Annotated in this window: 18 protein-coding genes; 9 read left to right on the top strand and 9 right to left on the bottom strand. The window is 60.6% G+C overall.

The features are described from left to right. The first annotated feature begins 62 nt into the window (after nt 1–62). Both NDI72_RS02365 and NDI72_RS02360 read left to right on the top strand, forming a co-directional pair. Nucleotides 63–461 carry a hypothetical protein gene (locus tag NDI72_RS02365; RefSeq protein ID WP_283799441.1) on the top strand — a complete coding sequence of 133 codons (399 nt, stop codon included), beginning with the start codon at nt 63–65 and terminating at the stop codon, nt 459–461. 261 nt (nt 462–722) lie between these two features. Beyond that, nucleotides 723–1,169, top strand: a complete 447-nt coding sequence (locus NDI72_RS02360; protein ID WP_283799439.1) for an acetyltransferase — start codon at nt 723–725, stop codon at nt 1,167–1,169. Nucleotides 1,170–1,286: 117 nt separating this feature from the next. On the opposite strand, the gene NDI72_RS02355 is transcribed toward NDI72_RS02360, so the two are convergent. From NDI72_RS02355 to NDI72_RS02335, 5 genes are all read right to left on the bottom strand, one after another. Then, nucleotides 1,287–1,643, bottom strand: coding sequence for a hypothetical protein (locus NDI72_RS02355; protein ID WP_283799437.1), 357 nt, complete (start codon nt 1,641–1,643; stop codon nt 1,287–1,289). A 172-nt stretch (nt 1,644–1,815) separates the two neighbouring features. After that, a complete protein-coding gene (gene hupB / locus NDI72_RS02350; RefSeq protein WP_113154937.1) occupies nt 1,816–2,091 on the bottom strand; it encodes a DNA-binding protein HupB in 276 nt (91 codons plus the stop codon). Nucleotides 2,092–2,348: 257 nt separating this feature from the next. Next, complete coding sequence (gene lon / locus NDI72_RS02345; protein WP_206546683.1) at nt 2,349–4,772, bottom strand: endopeptidase La; 2,424 nt, start codon at nt 4,770–4,772, stop codon at nt 2,349–2,351. Between the two features lie 326 nt (nt 4,773–5,098). Then, the gene (clpX, locus tag NDI72_RS02340; RefSeq protein WP_206549073.1) at nt 5,099–6,373 is read right to left on the bottom strand and encodes an ATP-dependent Clp protease ATP-binding subunit ClpX; all 1,275 of its coding nucleotides are present in this window, start codon (nt 6,371–6,373) and stop codon (nt 5,099–5,101) included. 318 nt (nt 6,374–6,691) lie between these two features. After that, a complete protein-coding gene (locus NDI72_RS02335) occupies nt 6,692–7,324 on the bottom strand; it encodes an ATP-dependent Clp protease proteolytic subunit (protein WP_113154934.1) in 633 nt (210 codons plus the stop codon). Between the two features lie 243 nt (nt 7,325–7,567). Between NDI72_RS02335 and NDI72_RS02330 the strand changes: the two genes are divergently transcribed. After that, nucleotides 7,568–8,815 (top strand): cytochrome P450, encoded by a 1,248-nt coding sequence (locus NDI72_RS02330; protein WP_283799434.1) that lies wholly within the window; start codon nt 7,568–7,570, stop codon nt 8,813–8,815. An 80-nt stretch (nt 8,816–8,895) separates the two neighbouring features. Here the strand turns inward: NDI72_RS02330 and NDI72_RS02325 are convergent, their stop codons facing one another. Together NDI72_RS02325 and NDI72_RS02320 are read right to left on the bottom strand one after the other, a co-directional pair. Then, entirely contained in the window at nt 8,896–10,179 is a 1,284-nt protein-coding gene (locus NDI72_RS02325) for an O-acetylhomoserine aminocarboxypropyltransferase (protein WP_113154932.1), read from the bottom strand. A 105-nt stretch (nt 10,180–10,284) separates the two neighbouring features. Continuing rightward, nucleotides 10,285–10,806, bottom strand: coding sequence for a CoA-binding protein (locus NDI72_RS02320; protein WP_283799432.1), 522 nt, complete (start codon nt 10,804–10,806; stop codon nt 10,285–10,287). Between the two features lie 115 nt (nt 10,807–10,921). Between NDI72_RS02320 and NDI72_RS02315 the strand changes: the two genes are divergently transcribed. Further along, a complete protein-coding gene (locus NDI72_RS02315; RefSeq protein WP_113154930.1) occupies nt 10,922–11,254 on the top strand; it encodes a hypothetical protein in 333 nt (110 codons plus the stop codon). Nucleotides 11,255–11,481: 227 nt separating this feature from the next. Next, complete coding sequence (locus NDI72_RS02310) at nt 11,482–11,766, top strand: hypothetical protein (RefSeq protein WP_113154929.1); 285 nt, start codon at nt 11,482–11,484, stop codon at nt 11,764–11,766. A 60-nt stretch (nt 11,767–11,826) separates the two neighbouring features. Here NDI72_RS02310 and NDI72_RS02305 read toward each other — a convergent pair whose 3' ends face one another. Continuing rightward, on the bottom strand, nt 11,827–12,270 hold the full coding sequence (locus NDI72_RS02305; protein WP_206546686.1) for a VOC family protein: 444 nt from the start codon (nt 12,268–12,270) through the stop codon (nt 11,827–11,829). Between the two features lie 2 nt (nt 12,271–12,272). Next, on the bottom strand, nt 12,273–13,091 hold the full coding sequence (locus NDI72_RS02300) for an enoyl-CoA hydratase (protein ID WP_283799428.1): 819 nt from the start codon (nt 13,089–13,091) through the stop codon (nt 12,273–12,275). Between the two features lie 129 nt (nt 13,092–13,220). On the opposite strand from NDI72_RS02300, the gene NDI72_RS02295 reads away from it, so the two are divergent. From NDI72_RS02295 to speB, 4 genes are all read left to right on the top strand, one after another. Next, nucleotides 13,221–13,691, top strand: coding sequence for a PaaI family thioesterase (locus NDI72_RS02295; RefSeq protein ID WP_283799426.1), 471 nt, complete (start codon nt 13,221–13,223; stop codon nt 13,689–13,691). Between the two features lie 279 nt (nt 13,692–13,970). Next, nucleotides 13,971–14,435, top strand: a complete 465-nt coding sequence (gene rplM, locus NDI72_RS02290) for a 50S ribosomal protein L13 (protein WP_113154926.1) — start codon at nt 13,971–13,973, stop codon at nt 14,433–14,435. Then, nucleotides 14,435–14,920 carry a 30S ribosomal protein S9 gene (gene rpsI / locus NDI72_RS02285; protein ID WP_113154925.1) on the top strand — a complete coding sequence of 162 codons (486 nt, stop codon included), beginning with the start codon at nt 14,435–14,437 and terminating at the stop codon, nt 14,918–14,920. Before rplM ends, rpsI begins: the two co-directional genes overlap by 1 nt. A gap of 206 nt (nt 14,921–15,126) precedes the next feature. Further along, nucleotides 15,127–16,074 carry an agmatinase gene (gene speB / locus NDI72_RS02280; protein ID WP_283799420.1) on the top strand — a complete coding sequence of 316 codons (948 nt, stop codon included), beginning with the start codon at nt 15,127–15,129 and terminating at the stop codon, nt 16,072–16,074. Nucleotides 16,075–16,163 lie beyond the last annotated feature (89 nt).

Here is a 16,163-nt window from a genome sequence, read left to right as displayed (position 1 = left end):
GGGATACACCTTAGCTGACTGTCCGATTTTCCGGGACCACTTCAGCCACACTCCGGAAAGAGATGCTGGACAAGCTGGGCATTCTAGAAGACCTCATCAGACAGCAGATGCAGACCGCGCCAAACCGTGGGCATAATAACCCACCTAGCCTGCTTGAGATCGAGCCCCCAGCCTCTCAAAAACAACTTCTCGAACTAGCCAGCGCAATTGATGAAATCCGCAGAGAAAGCACAAAGGCTTCACCGGACCGGAGGAATATTGAAGCCAACCTATCAGTATTACGACGAGCAGCTAAAACGAAATTAACCGGACTAGGATGGATCGCGGCCGCAGGTTTAGCAGGCGTCATAGGGAACGAAGCTACGCTAGTTTTTGAGAAACTTAAGCCATCACTCTATGACGCAGTTGGTCATGCGATAGAGGGTGTCGGCGCTTGGCTCGAAAGCCTTCCATCATTTTAGTTCAACTACCCACGACACCGTCCTAGGTGAACTTTCCACAGAAACGACGCACAATTTTGAAGCCATTACATTGTTACAAAATGAATTCATTCCTAACTTGAAAGCCAAATATTGTCAGTGACTTACGCGAAGAACGATGAGAGAAATGACAATTCGAGTCTCTCATCGCCCACCATTCCCTCCCTCACTTTTGCGCTTTTCCTGCCCCGCCATACGCGGACTTTCAGGCTATGAGTGCTGTTTTTCCCGCATGGAGCCGGTGTGGCTGAGATTCGCAAAGCCCGGAAAGACGATCTGGTCGATCTGATCGAGATCTGGCGGGGCTCGGTGCGTGCGACTCACGATTTTCTGGCCGAATCCGACTTCCGCGCCATCGAACGGGACGTCGCGGAAAAATATCTGCCCTGCGCGTCTCTCTGGGTTGCCGTTGATGAGCGCGATTCTCCGCTGGCCTTCATGGGAATCGACAAATCGCACATCGACAGCCTGTTTGTGGCCCCTGAGGAGCGTGGCAAGGGGCTTGGCAGGCTTCTCATTACCCATGCCCGCCAAATCGCCGGGAATCGCCTCACGCTGGACGTGAACGAGCAGAACGGGCAGGCGCTCGCCTTTTACCGCAGAATGGGCTTTGCGGTGCATGCACGCTCACCACGGGACGGTGGAGGCCGTCCTTACCCGCTCCTGCATATGACACAGCGCGCGGTCTGAGGCGCCCGACGCCCGAGTAGGCTGCCGGATCACTGCGAATCTTCACTTTTGAGAGAATTCAGGCGTTTCCACCGCCCGCACAAGAATCACAGCGCTACGTTGACGGGCTGAACGATTCTATCGGTATTTCTCGGTATCGGCGTCGGTCCACGGGCGGATGAGAATCGTCGCCGCATCATCGTCGCCCTCAACGCGATAGGCAGCCGGCTGCACTCCCGCCGCATCATCCTCAAGCCTGCAGAGAACCTTCTCGACAAAACGCGAAAAGTCGCCGCTTTCCTCAACGAGTTCCGCCGTCAGCGCAAGCTGACAGTCATGCCCCTTCTTCCTGATGTAGAAAGCGTATTCGGCAGCTTCATCAGGCCGCAGATCACGTGACATGGAAAACAACACGGGCTCGAGTTCCCGGAATTCATCCGCCAGCGCCGGGCCTGACAGGACCGCGGCCGCCACAGCCACCAATATGCGCTTCATCATCGGCCCTCCCCGACCGCAAACAATGCGCTGCATAATGCAGATCGCCCATCCTGCGACAAGTCCCGGCCCAAGCGGGGCGACTGGGACCGGGCAGGCGGGCAACTGAACAGCAGACAAAAGAAAAGCCGGGTCGAAACCCGGCTTTTCTTGTATTCCCAAAAGGGCGCAATCAGGCGTTGACTGCGTCCTTGAGGCCTTTGCCGGCCGAGAACTTCGGCACGTTGCGGGCCGGGATCTGAACTGCGGCACCGGTCTGCGGGTTGCGGCCGGTGGAAGCCTCACGCCGAGAAACGGAGAAGTTTCCGAAGCCGACGAGGCGCACGTCCCCACCCTTCTTGAGTTCGCCTTCGATAACGGCAAAAACCGCATCGACCGCGGACTGGGCGTCGCCCTTGGAGAGGTTGGCCTCTTCTGCGACTGCGGATACGAGCTCGTTCTTGTTCATGTAATTACCCCTTCCTGATAAGGACCAAGTGATGCGACTCACTCAGCTCGAGGCAGTCTAGGGAGAACAAGTGTCCCGACCAAGCAAGAAATGATCAAAAACTACTCGCAAACCCATGTTTTCCGGGGTTTTCGACAGAAAAGCCGGGCACGAAGCCCGGCTTTTGTCGATTTTAGCGAAATTACGGCCACAAAGTGGCGCAATCCCTTGTGCTGCACCGGCTCGACCGCTTTGCCGAACCGGTTCAGGGCAAGCCGTCAATGGGCGACGGCAGGCCCCTCATTTCCAACGCCAACCTTGCTGGCCGGCTCCGCAGGCTCGACCCATTCAATCGGCTCGGGCATCCGCACGAGAGCATGTTCCAGCACCTCGCCGACGCGGCTGACGGGCACGATCTCAAGACCGTTCTTCACGTTCTCGGGAATGTCAGCCAGATCCTTGGCGTTCTCTTCGGGGATCAGCACCTTCTTGATGCCGCCGCGCAGCGCCGCCAGGAGCTTTTCCTTCAGACCGCCAATGGGAAGCACACGGCCACGCAGGGTGATCTCGCCGGTCATGGCGATGTCCTTGCGCACCGGGATGCCGGTCATGATCGACACGATGGAGGTCGCCATGGCAACACCGGCCGACGGGCCATCCTTGGGCGTCGCGCCTTCCGGCACGTGCACGTGGATGTCCTTCTTGTCGAACACGGGCGGTTCGATACCGAAATCGACCGCGCGCGAGCGTACGTAAGACGCCGCTGCGGAAATCGATTCCTTCATCACGTCACGCAGATTGCCGGTGACGGTCATCTTGCCCTTGCCCGGCATCATGACGCCTTCGATGGTCAGAAGCTCGCCGCCAACCTCGGTCCAGGCCAGACCGGTGACCACACCGACCTGATCCTCGCCCTCGGCCTGACCGAAGCGATAACGCTGAACGCCCAGATAGTCGGCCAGATTGTCCTCGGTCACTTCGACCTTTTCCTTGCCGCCGTCCTTCTTGGCGTTGCGCAGGATCTCCGTCACCGCCTTGCGGGCAAGCTTCATCAGCTCACGCTCAAGGTTACGCACGCCCGCTTCGCGGGTGTAGGTGCGGATGATCTCGCGCAGCGCGCCGTCGGTCACCGAGAACTCCTGCGGCTCAAGCGCATGTTCGCGCACGGCCTTGGGCAGAAGATGCCGCTTGGCGATCTCCACCTTCTCATCCTCGGTGTAACCGGCGATGCGGATGATCTCCATACGGTCCATCAGCGCCGGCGGAATGTTCAGCGTGTTGGCCGTGGTGACGAACATCACGCTCGACAGGTCGTACTCAACCTCGAGATAGTGATCCATGAAGGTCGAGTTCTGCTCGGGATCGAGAACCTCGAGCAGGGCCGAAGACGGATCGCCACGGAAATCCATGCCCATCTTGTCGATCTCGTCGAGCAGGAAGAGCGGGTTGGACTTCTGCGCCTTCTTCATCGACTGGATGACCTTGCCGGGCATCGAGCCGATATAGGTGCGGCGGTGACCACGGATCTCGGCCTCGTCACGCACGCCGCCGAGCGCCATGCGGACATATTCGCGTCCGGTGGCCTTGGCGATGGACTTGGCGAGCGAGGTCTTGCCGACGCCGGGCGGTCCGACGAGGCACAGGATCGGGCCCTTGAGCTTCTTCTGACGGCTCTGCACCGCCAGATACTCGACGATCCGCTCCTTGACCTTCTCGAGACCGAAATGGTCCGTGTCGAGCACGTTCTCGGAAAATTCGAGATCGTTCTTGATCTTGCTCGGCTTCTTCCACGGAATGGAGAGCAGCCAGTCGAGATAGTTGCGCACCACGGTGGCCTCGGCCGACATGGGCGACATGGTTTTGAGCTTCTTCAGCTCGGCCTCGGCCTTCTCACGCGCTTCCTTGGAGAGCTTCGTCTTCTTGATCCGCTCTTCGAGCTCGGCAGCCTCGTTGCGGCCGTCCTCGCCCTCGCCGAGCTCCTTCTGAATGGCCTTCATCTGCTCATTCAGATAGTACTCGCGCTGGGTCTTCTCCATCTGCCGCTTCACGCGGCTGCGGATACGCTTTTCCACCTGCAGCACGGAAATCTCGGCTTCCATGAAGCCCATGGCCTTTTCAAGCCGCTCGCGCACGGAGAGCGTGGCCAGCATTTCCTGCTTTTCAGGGATCTTGATCGCCAGATGCGAGGCAACGGTATCGGCCAGCTTCGAGTAATCCTCGATCTGGTTCGCCGCACCGACCACTTCGGGCGAAATCTTCTTGTTCAGCTTGACGTAATTCTCGAAGTCCGAGACCACCGAACGCGCCAGCGCCTCGATCTCGACCTGATCTTCCTCCGGCTCGGGAAGCAGATCGGCGGTTGCCTCGTGAAACTCTTCACGATCACTGAACTGCGAAACACGCGCACGCGACGTGCCCTCAACCAGCACTTTCACCGTGCCGTCGGGCAGTTTCAGGAGCTGCAGAACGTTAGCCAGCGTACCGATATCATAGATGCCACTCGGCTCCGGATCGTCGTCCGCCGCGTTCATCTGCGTCGCCAGCAGGATCTGACGCTCGGCGCCCATCACCTCTTCCAGCGCCTTGATCGACTTGTCGCGGCCGACGAAGAGCGGAACAATCATATGCGGGAACACCACAATGTCGCGCAGGGGCAACACGGGATACAGAGCACCACCAGCGGTCTTGGGGGTATCAGTCATGTTTCAGCCTTTCAAACCGCAGCCGCTCAAGAGCCAGCCGCGGACTTCAGTCTATCCGGCCAGAGCGTTATCCACCAGAAGCACCCGCATTGTCGCGCGATGCGTGAATGGAAACCACCCCACCATTGCTCCCCCCTTAGTTGGAGACATGGACCGAGAAGATCAAGGGCTTACGCATGATGCATGGGCCGGACACACAGCAAGCGCCCTTCAGGCTTCTCGATCTGGGCAAACGGTGGACAAGAATAGTGCAGACAACACAACGTCACCGAAGCGGAGCCCCGGTGACGCTGAAACGCTTTGCACATCGAAACGCCGAACAATCGTCAGGCGCTCGCATTGCCTTTTTCCTGCTCGCGCTCCGCATAGATGTAGAGCGGGCGAGCATTGCCGGCGACCACCTCATCGGAGATCACCACTTCCTGGACGCCTTCCAGCGCCGGCAATTCGAACATCGTGTCGAGCAGGATCGCTTCCATGATCGACCGCAGGCCACGGGCGCCGGTCTTGCGCTCGATTGCCTTGCGGGCAATCGCGGCAAGCGCGTTCTCGTGGAAGGTCAGCTCGACATTCTCCATGTCGAACAGACGCTGATACTGCTTCACCAGCGCGTTCTTGGGCTCGCTGAGGATCTGCACCAGTGCAGCCTCGTCGAGGTCCTCAAGCGTCGCCAGAACCGGCAGACGGCCAACGAATTCGGGGATGAGACCGAATTTCAGAAGATCTTCCGGCTCGACCTGGCGGAACAGCTCGCCCGTCGGGCGATCTTCCGGAGAGGCCACCGTCGCGCCGAAGCCGATGGAGGTCTTGCGGCCACGGTCGGAAATGATCCTGTCGAGGCCGGCAAAAGCGCCGCCGCAGATGAACAGGATATTGGCCGTGTCCACCTGCAGGAACTCCTGCTGGGGATGCTTGCGACCGCCCTGCGGCGGTACGGAAGCGACCGTGCCTTCCATGATCTTCAGCAGCGCCTGCTGCACGCCCTCGCCCGAAACATCCCGCGTGATCGAAGGATTGTCGGACTTGCGCGAAATCTTGTCGATCTCGTCGATATAGACGATGCCGCGCTGCGCCCGCTCGACATTGTAGTCGGCCGACTGAAGCAGCTTGAGAATGATGTTCTCGACGTCCTCGCCCACATAACCGGCCTCGGTCAGCGTCGTCGCATCGGCCATGGTGAAGGGCACATCAATGATGCGCGCCAGCGTCTGGGCCAGAAGCGTCTTGCCGCAACCGGTCGGGCCGATCAGCAGAATGTTGGACTTGGCGAGTTCGACCTCGGCATTCTTGGATGCGTGGGCCAGGCGCTTGTAGTGATTGTGGACGGCCACAGACAGCACGCGCTTGGCATGCGCCTGACCGATCACATAATCGTCCAGCACCTCGATAATTTCCTGCGGTGTGGGCACGCCCTCGCGCGACTTCACCATCGAGGATTTGTTTTCCTCGCGGATGATGTCCATGCACAGTTCGACGCACTCGTCACAAATGAAGACAGTGGGTCCCGCAATAAGCTTGCGGACTTCGTGCTGGCTTTTGCCGCAGAAGGAGCAGTACAGCGTGTTCTTGGAGTCTCCGCTGCCGTTGCTGGCCTTGCTCATGTCTTACGTCCTTTCACTACCACCGGCAGGTCGACCCGCACTTGCCGGGCGGTCATGGTGCCTCGGAACACGATAGCCCCGGGCGGTCCACGCTCTGTCCTCGAAACGAAACACAAATCCGAAAACGCGGCAACCATACCGAGCCCCTGTCCAGACCTTGGATCTGGAAACTCAATATAGACTTAACGTAGGCGTTCACACACCGGCTGCAAACACAAAAATGTGACGGAAATGACGCAATCGGCGGCAAATGCCGGCCAAACCGCGCCATGCCCGGCACAAGGCCGGGCAGACCGATTGCAAAAGCCGCGTTCCGAATCAGGATTCGGCTGCTTTCTCGGGCGTGTCGCGGGAGCTGACGACCTTGTCGATCAGGCCAAACTCCTGCGCCTCGTCCGAGGTCATGAAATGATCGCGGTCAAGCGTGCGCTCGATCGTGTCGTAATCCTGGCCGGTGTGCTGGACATAGACCTCGTTCAGACGACGCTTGAGCTTGATGATGTCCTGCGCGTGGCGCTCGATATCGGACGCCTGGCCCTGGAAGCCGCCCGAAGGCTGATGCACCATGATGCGCGCGTTCGGCGTCGCAAAGCGCATGTCCTTGTGGCCGGCGCACAGAAGCAGCGAGCCCATCGACGCAGCCTGGCCGATGCACAGCGTGGAGACCGGCGGCTGGATGAACTGCATCGTGTCGTAGATGGCCATGCCCGACGTCACCACGCCACCCGGCGAGTTGATGTAGAGCGCGATCTCTTTCTTCGGGTTCTCTGCCTCGAGGAAGAGGAGCTGCGCACAGACCAGCGAGGCCATGCTATCCTCGATCGGGCCGGTGATGAAGATAATGCGCTCCTTGAGGAGGCGCGAGAAGATGTCGTAAGCCCGTTCACCCCGGTTCGTCTGCTCGACGACCATGGGCACCAGATTCATGGCGGTATCGACGGGATTCGGCATGAAAACACCTTTCGGTTTGAGGTCGCACGCCCGATTGGCTGGCGCACGCAAAAGCGGCAGAATCGTTTGGTTCAACGGGATAGATATGATGCCCCATTCCCCCGACGCAAGAGCAAGCCTTTATCTTGATGATCGCCGGCGTTCGATTCGCCGGTTCTGACAGGCCCATACCGCGCCCCGCGCGCGACGCAATGTACCCATCGGGGGCCCCTTGAGGCGCCCATCAAGCCGGACCGCACCATCATGCCCCAAAGACCAGCCCACCTCCTCTACGATCATGATCGCAAAGCCGTTCGGCTCGATCCGCACGATCCGGACTTCGTTCAGGATCCCTACCCGGCCTATGCCTATCTGCACGCCCATGCGCCCGCGTTCTTCTGGGACGACTTCGGCTTCTGGTGCCTGACCGACTATGAAAGCGTCAACCGCGCGCTGCGCGACCGGCGCCTTGGACGCGAGCAACCCGCCGACCAGAAGCCCGACCCGGCCACGCGCACGCATCTGAAGCATTTCGACGCCATCGAGGCCAACTCGATGCTTGAGATCGAGCCGCCCGTGCACACGCGGCTCAGGAAGCTCGTCAACCGCGCCTTCGTCTCACGCCAGGTCGAGCGGCTGCGCCCCCGCGTCGAGACGCTCTGCCACACGCTGATCGACGGTTTTGAGAAGACCGGCGAAGCGGAGCTGCTTGACGCCTATGCAACGCCCATTCCGCTGGTGATCATCACGGAGATGCTGGGCGTGCCCACGGATATGGGGCCGCAGCTCGTGGAATGGTCGCATCGCATGGTCGCCATGTATATGCACGGCTCTGACGAAGAGACGCAGCGCAGCGCCGATGAGGCCGCGCGCGACTTCGCCGCCTTCATCCGCGACTACGCCAGAAAGCGCAGCGCCACACCGGGCGATGATCTGCTGAGCCTGCTCATCGCCGCGCAGGAAGATGGCGAACGGCTGAGCGAGGATGAGCTTGTCTCTTCGGCCATTCTTCTTTTGAACGCAGGGCATGAGGCAACCGTGCACCAGCTGGGCAACGCCGTATCGACCCTGCTGGCGCAGGGCGGCGATCCGCGGCGCTTCTTCGGCTCCGACGCGGAAGCGGCGGCAACGGTGGAGGAATGCCTGCGCTACGATCCGCCGCTGCACATGTTCACCCGTTATGCCTATGAGACGGTGGAAGTCGCTCCGGGCCTGACCCTGAAGCCCGGCGAGACGGTCGGCCTGCTCCTGGGCGCAGCCAACAACGACCTGACGGCTTTCGAGGAGCCGCGCAGTTTCCGCCCCGATCGCCCCGACCAGAAGAATGTGTCGTTCGGCGCGGGCATTCATTTCTGCATCGGCGCGCCATTGGCGCGGCTGGAAATGCAGGTGGGGCTAAAGGTTTTGTTCGAGCGCCTGCCCTCGCTCGCCCTGAAGACGCCGCCGACCTATGGCGACACCTACCATTTTCACGGGCTGGAGCGGCTGGACTGCGTCTGGGACGCCTCCTAGCGCCCCCACCTCCCTGCAATAAGAAACGGCGCGGGCCTTTCAGCCCGCGCCGTTATTGCATTCGCGATCAGTCGCTTCGATCAGATCTTGGCGAGCGCCTGCTCCAGATCGGCGATGATGTCTGCCACGTCCTCAATGCCGATGGACAGGCGGATCACATCGACGCCGGCGCCAGCCGCCGCCTTCTGCTCGTCGGAGAGCTGGCGGTGAGTGGTGGAAGCCGGATGGATGATCAGCGACTTGGTGTCGCCGATATTGGCCAGATGCGAGAAGAGTTCGACGCTCTCCACCACCTTCACGCCCGCATCGAACCCGTCCTTCAGGCCGAAGGTGAAGACAGCGCCAGCGCCCTTGGGCGAATACTTCTTCATGAGCGCGTGGTTGGGATCTTCCGGCAGGCCCGGATAGGAAACCCACGACACCTTGTCGTGCCCCTTGAGCCATTCGGCCACCTTCAGCGCATTGTCGCTGTGGCGCTGCATGCGAAGCGCCAGCGTCTCGATGCCGGTGAGGATCTGGAAGGCGTTGAAGGGCGAGATCGCCGGGCCGAAATCGCGCAGGCCCAGAACGCGGGCTGCGATTGCGAAGGCGAAATTGCCGAAGGTCTCGTGCAGAACCATGCCGCCATATTCAGGGCGCGGCTCGGAGAGCATCGGATATTTGCCGGACTTCGACCAGTCGAACGTGCCGCCATCGACCAGCGCACCGCCCACGGAATTGCCGTGGCCGCCCATGAACTTGGTGAGCGAGTGCAGCACGATGTCCGCGCCATGCTCGATGGGACGCAGCAGGTAGGGCGACGCCATCGTGTTGTCGACGATCAGCGGCAGGCCGTGACGGCGCGCAATGTCGCCAATCTTTTCCAGATCCACGAAAGTGCCGCCCGGATTGGCCAGGCTCTCAACGAAGATCGCCTGCGTGTCGTCATCGATCTGGCTTTCGAAACTGTCGAAATTCTCCGGATCGGCCCAGCGGACATGCCAGTCGAAATTCTTGAAGGCATGGCCGAACTGATTGATGGAACCGCCGTAAAGCCTTTTGGCAGCGATGAAATTCGCGCCCGGCCGCATGAGATTGTGGAAGGTCAGCAACTGAGCCGCATGGCCGGAAGCCGTGGCCAGCGCCGCCGTGCCGCCCTCAAGGGCTGCAACGCGCTCTTCGAGCACGGCCTGGGTGGGATTCATGATGCGGGTGTAGATGTTGCCGAAGGCCTTGAGGCCGAACAGCGAAGCGGCATGGTCCGCATCGTCGAAGACATAGGAGGTGGTCTGGTAGATCGGCGTGGCGCGTGCGCCTGTCGCCGGATCGGGCTGGGCCCCTGCATGCACCGCCAGCGTGTCGAAACCGGGAGTACGCTCACTCATATGACAATCCCTCCATGTCAAAAATCAGGGTTGCGGGCATCAATACAGAGCCCTTGGTCGCAGGCAAAGGAGATTTATGCCCCGCCGACCGGCTGCACTGAAAAATCAGCGCTGGCGAATGCCGAAGCTCTGGAAACCTTTGCGCATGATCGGCTTTTTCGACGAAATCACGCGGCTGTTGACGCCGTTCCAGCCGATTTCGCGTGAAAGCCGCGCATATTCGATCTTCGGGCAGCGATCCATCACGACCTGAATGCCCTTCTCCTCAAGCCGTTTTGCGGACGCATCGTCACGCACAGTTAGCTGCATCCAGACCACTTTGGGGAGCGTCTCCATGGCGAGGATCTCTTCCGTCAGGCCCGGAATGGCGGAGGATGGGCGGAAGACATCGACCATGTCGACGGGCTCGGCGAGATCGGCAAGCGTTGCGGCGACGGGACGACCGGCGATCTCCTTGCCGGCCTGACCGGGATTGACGGGAAACACCGTGTATCCCTTGTCGATCAGATACTTCGTGACAAAGAAGCTGGGCCTGACCTCATTGGCCGAAGCACCCACAATGGTGACGCTCTTCACCGTGTTCAGAATGCCGGAAATATAGGCGTCGTCGTAACTGTCGTGGTTCATCGTCGCTCCCGAACCCTGCGAATGCCGCCTCAATCTCGGCAAAGCCGCAGGCTATGATATGATAATCGTTATCCGCTGCACCCGTTGCAGCCTGCTCAAAGCAAAGTGACCGATCATGTTGAGATACATCGCCCTGACCCTTGGAATGGTCGTTCTGGCCAGCCCTGCCGGAGCCATATCCCGCTACACGTCAACTGCCATGAGCTGTGCCGAGGCGCAAGCCAGGATCAATGCGGAGGGTGCGGCGATCATGCGCTACCAGTCGCGCAACAATCCGAGCCTGCCGCGCTATGACCGCTATGTGGCGAATGAGAATTTCTGCCCGGTGGCGCACATCGCCGTGCGCGATTACATCCCCACCGCAGACCGCGAATCCTGCCCGGTTCTGCGCTGCAAGGCGGAGATGCGGGAGCGGCTTTTCGACCGCCGGTGGATATTCCGGAACTGACGGGAACGGCCCAAAGAAAGGTACTCCGGATGCGGTCTCCATGAGAACCGTCCGGCGTTATATTGCTATAAAAGAACATCTCAAAAATCATTGATTTATTTAACTTTATAGCCGCTTTTACCGGCAATTTTCCTGCTGCATAACGTCCCGGCGCGCCCCTGAAGCCACCAGCATTTCTGGCCGGCGAAAAGCGTGTTTGAAAGTCAAAAATTTCAGAAAGGGAAGCTATGCGTAAGTCATTGATGTTAGCGGTTGCCTGCGTCCTCCTTTACCCCAACAGCAGCGCTCAGGCAGGTGGTCAGACCTGCAGGGAGCTTCAGGATTCCATCAGCGAAAACGGGGCGGTCATCCTGCGTTATCCGTCGAGCACCGCACAGGCTCCCCGGCGCTACGACCGGTTTGTCGCGGATCAGAGCGAATGCCCTGCGCATTATGAAACACTCAAAGTGCGGCTTTTACCGGCGCTCGATACCGATGCGTGCCCTGCCCATGTGTGCTGGAGCGACGACTAGATCGCCTGCTTCACGCCAGGCATTTGCGGAGGCGGCGCGTTTGCCGCCCCCGTAGATCGCTCAATCCGGCAGCGAGATCGCGCCGTCGTCGCTGATCGGAAAATCCGGATTGAACGCGACCTCCCAGAGGTTCCCCTCTGTGTCGGCAAAATACCCCTGAAACCCGCCCCATGAGGCATGAGCGGCAGGTTTCACGATCCGGCCACCCGCTTTGGCGGCGCGGTTGAGCACGACGATCACATCGTCCTCGCTGCGCGTGTTGTAGGCGAGCGCCACACCTGAATGCCCGGCCGCCGCCTCATGGGCTGCGCGATAATTCTCTTCGCCGACATCGGCCACAAGCTCCTCGCGCGGCCAGAGCGCCAGGATCATCCCGCCCATCTGGAAGAAGGCGACACCACCCGTCATCTTGCGATTACGCTCAAGCCCCATGGCCTCGTAAAACGCCACCGCGCGCTCAAGATCGTCTACGCCAAGCGTGATCAGCGAGATGCGCGGCTCCATGCCTACTTCCCTTTCCACTCGGGAGCGCGTTTTTCGATGAACGCGCCGATGCCCTCTTCGGCATCACGGGCGAGCATGTTCTCGACCATGACCCGCACCGTGTAATCATAGGCCTGTGACAGCTCCATCTCGGCCTGTGCATAGAACGCCTCCTTGCCGATCTTCAGCGTCAAAGGCGATTTGGAAGCAATGGTTTGCGCAAAATTCATCACGGTTTGATTCAACGCATCCTGCGGCACGACACGGTTGACGAGACCGAAGGCATGCGCGCGCCCGGCATCGACCATCTCGCCCGTCAACAGCATCTCCATCGCATGCTTGCGCGAGACATTGCGCGACAGGGCAACCATGGGCGTGGAACAGAACAGGCCGATATTCACGCCCGGCGTGGCAAAGCGCGCCGTCTCGCTCGCAACCGCCAGATCGCAGGAGGCGACAAGCTGGCAACCGGCAGCGGTGGCGATGCCGCTCACTTCGGCGATCACCGGCTTGGGATGACGCACGATGGTCTGCATGAGGCCCGAGCAGAGGAGCATGGTCTTTTCGAAGAACGCCCTGCCCCGGTCCGCATCGGCGCGGTGGGCCGTGAGTTCCTTCAGATCGTGACCGGCGCAGAACACCTTGCCCTCGGAACGCAGCACGATGACCCGGACCGCATCATCGTCGCGGGCGCGGTCGAGCGCTCCCTTCAGCGCCTCCATCATGGCGATCGAGAGGGCATTGGCCGGCGGGTTCGCGAGCGTGATCTGCACAATGCCGTCCGCCTCACTGACTGAAACCGGCGCCTGGACGCTCTCCTGCACTGCCGCCGCATTGGCCATGGTCTTCCTCCGTGTTCATGAACCGCCGTCACCATAGTGCCGCTTGTGTTGCAACGGCAATCCGGCAATTCTCTTCGCAGCCGGCCTTTTGCGACAGATCCAGCCGGCGTCGAACGGGAGGTCAGGATCATGGATATGAAGCGGGAAGGCACAAGGCCGGACAGCGTGCTCCAGCCGGTGATGGACGCGGAAGAGGTCAATCTCTATCTGCGCGATGTTTTTCCCCAGGCCTGCAGCGGGGAGACGCCCGATTATCGCGCGCTGGAAGTCTGGCCGGGGGGCTGTACGGTGCGTCTGGAAGCAGGCTTTCAGCATCTGCGCCCCGGCGACACGGTGGCCGGCCCCTCGCTCTTTGCCCTCGCCGATATCGGCGGCTATGTCTGCGCGCTCTCCCATGTCGGGCGCAAGGCGCTGGCCGTCACCACCAACCTGAACATCAACTTCATGCGCAAGGCCGGGGCAGGCGTCGTGGACGGCCATTGCCGCATCCTGAAACTGGGCCGGCGGCTGATGGTATTCGAGGCCGAGCTGGTGGCTGGCGACACGGGCGAAACCGTTGCCCACGCAACCGGAACCTACTCCATTCCACCCTCAAAATAGGCTTTTGCACGGCTGAAGCGCGCCAAACGGGCGTCAATTCATGCGGTATTATAATACCATATTTTTAAACCATTGTTTTTATTGATTTTTTCAGCGCAATACTCGAAACATTGCGCTTGACGATCCCCCGGTCCGTCTATAGGTAACCATCGCTGCACCTTAAATGTGGTGCTGCATTGGTTTGCGCTGGCGAAATCCGCACCGGAAGAGACAGCCGCGAACACAAGCAACAAGAAACGCCCTGCCTTCGGGCCGGGTCCAGTAAAACGGAAAAGACCCATGAAAACCTTTTCGCAGAAGCCTGCGGAAGTGACGAAGAAGTGGATCCTGATCGACGCCGAAGGTCTCGTCGTCGGTCGTCTGGCCACCATCGTCGCAAACCGTCTCCGCGGCAAGCACAAGCCCACCTTCACCCCGCATGTGGACGACGGCGACAACGTCATCGTCATCAATGCCGACAAGGTGGTCTTCACCGGCAAGAAATACACCGACAAGAAATACTACTGGCACACGGGTCACCCCGGCGGCATCAAGGAGCGCACTGCGCGCCAGCTGCTCGAGGGCCGGTTCCCCGAGCGCGTGGTTGAGAAGGCCGTTGAGCGCATGGTTCCGCGTGGCCCGCTTGGCCGTCGCCAGATGAAGAACCTGCGCATCTATGCAGGCGCCGAGCACCCGCATGTCGCCCAGAACCCGGAGACGCTCGACGTCGCCGCCATGAGCAAGAAGAATGTGAGGGCCCAGTAATGGCCGAAATCAACTCCCTCGAAGAGCTGGGTGCGGCAACCGCTGCGCAGAACGCCGAGCAGGAAGCTGCTCCGGTGCATGTGCAGAAGCTGGACGCACATGGCCGCGCTTACGCCACCGGCAAGCGCAAGAACGCAATTGCCCGCGTGTGGGTCAAGCCGGGCTCCGGCAAGATCACCGTCAATGGCAAAGAGTTCGCGGCTTACTTCGCACGCCCGGTTCTGCAGATGATCCTGCAGCAGCCGATCGTTGCTGCCGACCGCAACGGCCAGTACGACGTTGTCGCCACTGTCGTTGGCGGCGGCCTGTCCGGCCAGGCCGGTGCAGTTCGTCACGGCATCTCCAAGGCTCTGACCCATTACGAGCCGGAGCTGCGTGGCGTCCTCAAGAAGGGTGGCTTCCTGACCCGCGACAGCCGCGTGGTTGAGCGTAAGAAGTACGGCCGGGCAAAGGCTCGTCGTTCGTTCCAGTTCTCCAAGCGCTAAGCTTCACGAACTTCCAAGAACGAAAAGCGGGCCTTCGGGTCCGCTTTTTTCTTGCGCAGATTTTGCCTTCCCCCTACCCATTGGGCCGATGGAGCGGTTCACCGCCTCATGGCGTCGCAGCCGGGCTCTGTCTTTTTGTTTCACCGCATTCGTGCGGATGTCAGGCGGGTGGGCCTGACTGCGAAATGCTCTGAAGGAGGAGCGCCATGCCGTCGAATTCCATCGACAATGCCTTCACCGCCCGCGGCCTGACGGGCGCGGCCAGCGACCCGACCTATGCGGGAGCGCTCTCCTTCATGCGCCGCAAATTCACCAAATCGCTGAAGGGCGCCGACGCCGTCGTGTGGGGCATCCCCTTCGACGCCGCCGTTTCCAACCGGCCGGGCGCGCGTTTCGGCCCGCAGGCGATCCGCCGCGCCTCGGCGATCTTCGACAATGATCCGCAATATCCGTTCGACGCCGATCTGTTCGAGGCGCTGGCCGTCATCGATTATGGTGACTGCCTTCTGGATTACGGCAATCACCAGAAGACGCCGGCGACCATTGAGCGCGAAGCGGCAAAGATTCTCAAATCCGATGCGTTTCTGCTTTCGCTTGGCGGCGACCACTTCGTCACCTGGCCGCTTTTGAAAGCGCATGCAGCAAAGCACGGGCCCCTCGCCCTCGTGCAGTTCGATGCGCATCAGGACACCTGGTATGATGACGGCAAGCGCATCGACCACGGCTCCTTTGTCGGCCGCGCGGTGCGCGACGGCGTCATCGATCCGGCGGCGTCCATTCAGGTCGGCATTCGCACCCACGCGCCGGGGGATTGCGGCATCGCCATTCTCCACGGCCATGATGTGGAAGAGATGAAGGCCGGCGAGATCGCCGAGGCCATCATGGCCCGCGTCGGCGACCGGCCTGCCTACGTCACTTTCGATATCGACTGCCTCGACCCCGCTTATGCGCCCGGCACCGGAACACCGGTGGCCGGCGGCCCATCCAGCGCCCGGATGCTTTCCGTTCTGCGCCAGCTCGGCGCGCTCGACATCGTCGGCGCGGATGTGGTGGAGGTCGCTCCAGCCTATGACCATGCCGACATAACGGCCATCGCGGGGGCGACCATCGCCATGCACTATCTCGGCCTTCTCGCGGCGCGAAAGCGACGATAAGAGCTGAAGCAGCGATTCAAGCGCTTTGCGGATTGATTCCGCCGGCGCGCATAACCAGTTGAAATCCGACTCTTTTCCAGGACTGACAC

Source organism: Nitratireductor sp. GZWM139, from assembly GCF_030068685.1.
Taxonomy (GTDB): domain Bacteria; phylum Pseudomonadota; class Alphaproteobacteria; order Rhizobiales; family Rhizobiaceae; genus Nitratireductor; species Nitratireductor aquimarinus.
This window is presented reverse-complemented; position numbering and strand designations above follow the sequence as displayed.

Excerpts from the sequence above, each read along its gene's own strand:
- NDI72_RS02365 (WP_283799441.1), top strand. The coding sequence starts at position 63 with ATGCTGGACAAGCTGGGCATTCTAGAAGACCTCATCAGACAGCAGATG.
- NDI72_RS02355 (WP_283799437.1), bottom strand. The coding sequence starts at position 1,643 with ATGAAGCGCATATTGGTGGCTGTGGCGGCCGCGGTCCTGTCAGGCCCG.
- hupB (WP_113154937.1), bottom strand. The coding sequence starts at position 2,091 with ATGAACAAGAACGAGCTCGTATCCGCAGTCGCAGAAGAGGCCAACCTC.
- lon (WP_206546683.1), bottom strand. The coding sequence starts at position 4,772 with ATGACTGATACCCCCAAGACCGCTGGTGGTGCTCTGTATCCCGTGTTG.
- clpX (WP_206549073.1), bottom strand. The coding sequence starts at position 6,373 with ATGAGCAAGGCCAGCAACGGCAGCGGAGACTCCAAGAACACGCTGTAC.
- NDI72_RS02335 (WP_113154934.1), bottom strand. The coding sequence starts at position 7,324 with ATGCCGAATCCCGTCGATACCGCCATGAATCTGGTGCCCATGGTCGTC.
- NDI72_RS02330 (WP_283799434.1), top strand. The coding sequence starts at position 7,568 with ATGCCCCAAAGACCAGCCCACCTCCTCTACGATCATGATCGCAAAGCC.
- NDI72_RS02325 (WP_113154932.1), bottom strand. The coding sequence starts at position 10,179 with ATGAGTGAGCGTACTCCCGGTTTCGACACGCTGGCGGTGCATGCAGGG.
- NDI72_RS02320 (WP_283799432.1), bottom strand. The coding sequence starts at position 10,806 with ATGAACCACGACAGTTACGACGACGCCTATATTTCCGGCATTCTGAAC.
- NDI72_RS02315 (WP_113154930.1), top strand. The coding sequence starts at position 10,922 with ATGTTGAGATACATCGCCCTGACCCTTGGAATGGTCGTTCTGGCCAGC.
- NDI72_RS02310 (WP_113154929.1), top strand. The coding sequence starts at position 11,482 with ATGCGTAAGTCATTGATGTTAGCGGTTGCCTGCGTCCTCCTTTACCCC.
- NDI72_RS02305 (WP_206546686.1), bottom strand. The coding sequence starts at position 12,270 with ATGGAGCCGCGCATCTCGCTGATCACGCTTGGCGTAGACGATCTTGAG.
- NDI72_RS02300 (WP_283799428.1), bottom strand. The coding sequence starts at position 13,091 with ATGGCCAATGCGGCGGCAGTGCAGGAGAGCGTCCAGGCGCCGGTTTCA.
- NDI72_RS02295 (WP_283799426.1), top strand. The coding sequence starts at position 13,221 with ATGGATATGAAGCGGGAAGGCACAAGGCCGGACAGCGTGCTCCAGCCG.
- rplM (WP_113154926.1), top strand. The coding sequence starts at position 13,971 with ATGAAAACCTTTTCGCAGAAGCCTGCGGAAGTGACGAAGAAGTGGATC.
- rpsI (WP_113154925.1), top strand. The coding sequence starts at position 14,435 with ATGGCCGAAATCAACTCCCTCGAAGAGCTGGGTGCGGCAACCGCTGCG.
- speB (WP_283799420.1), top strand. The coding sequence starts at position 15,127 with ATGCCGTCGAATTCCATCGACAATGCCTTCACCGCCCGCGGCCTGACG.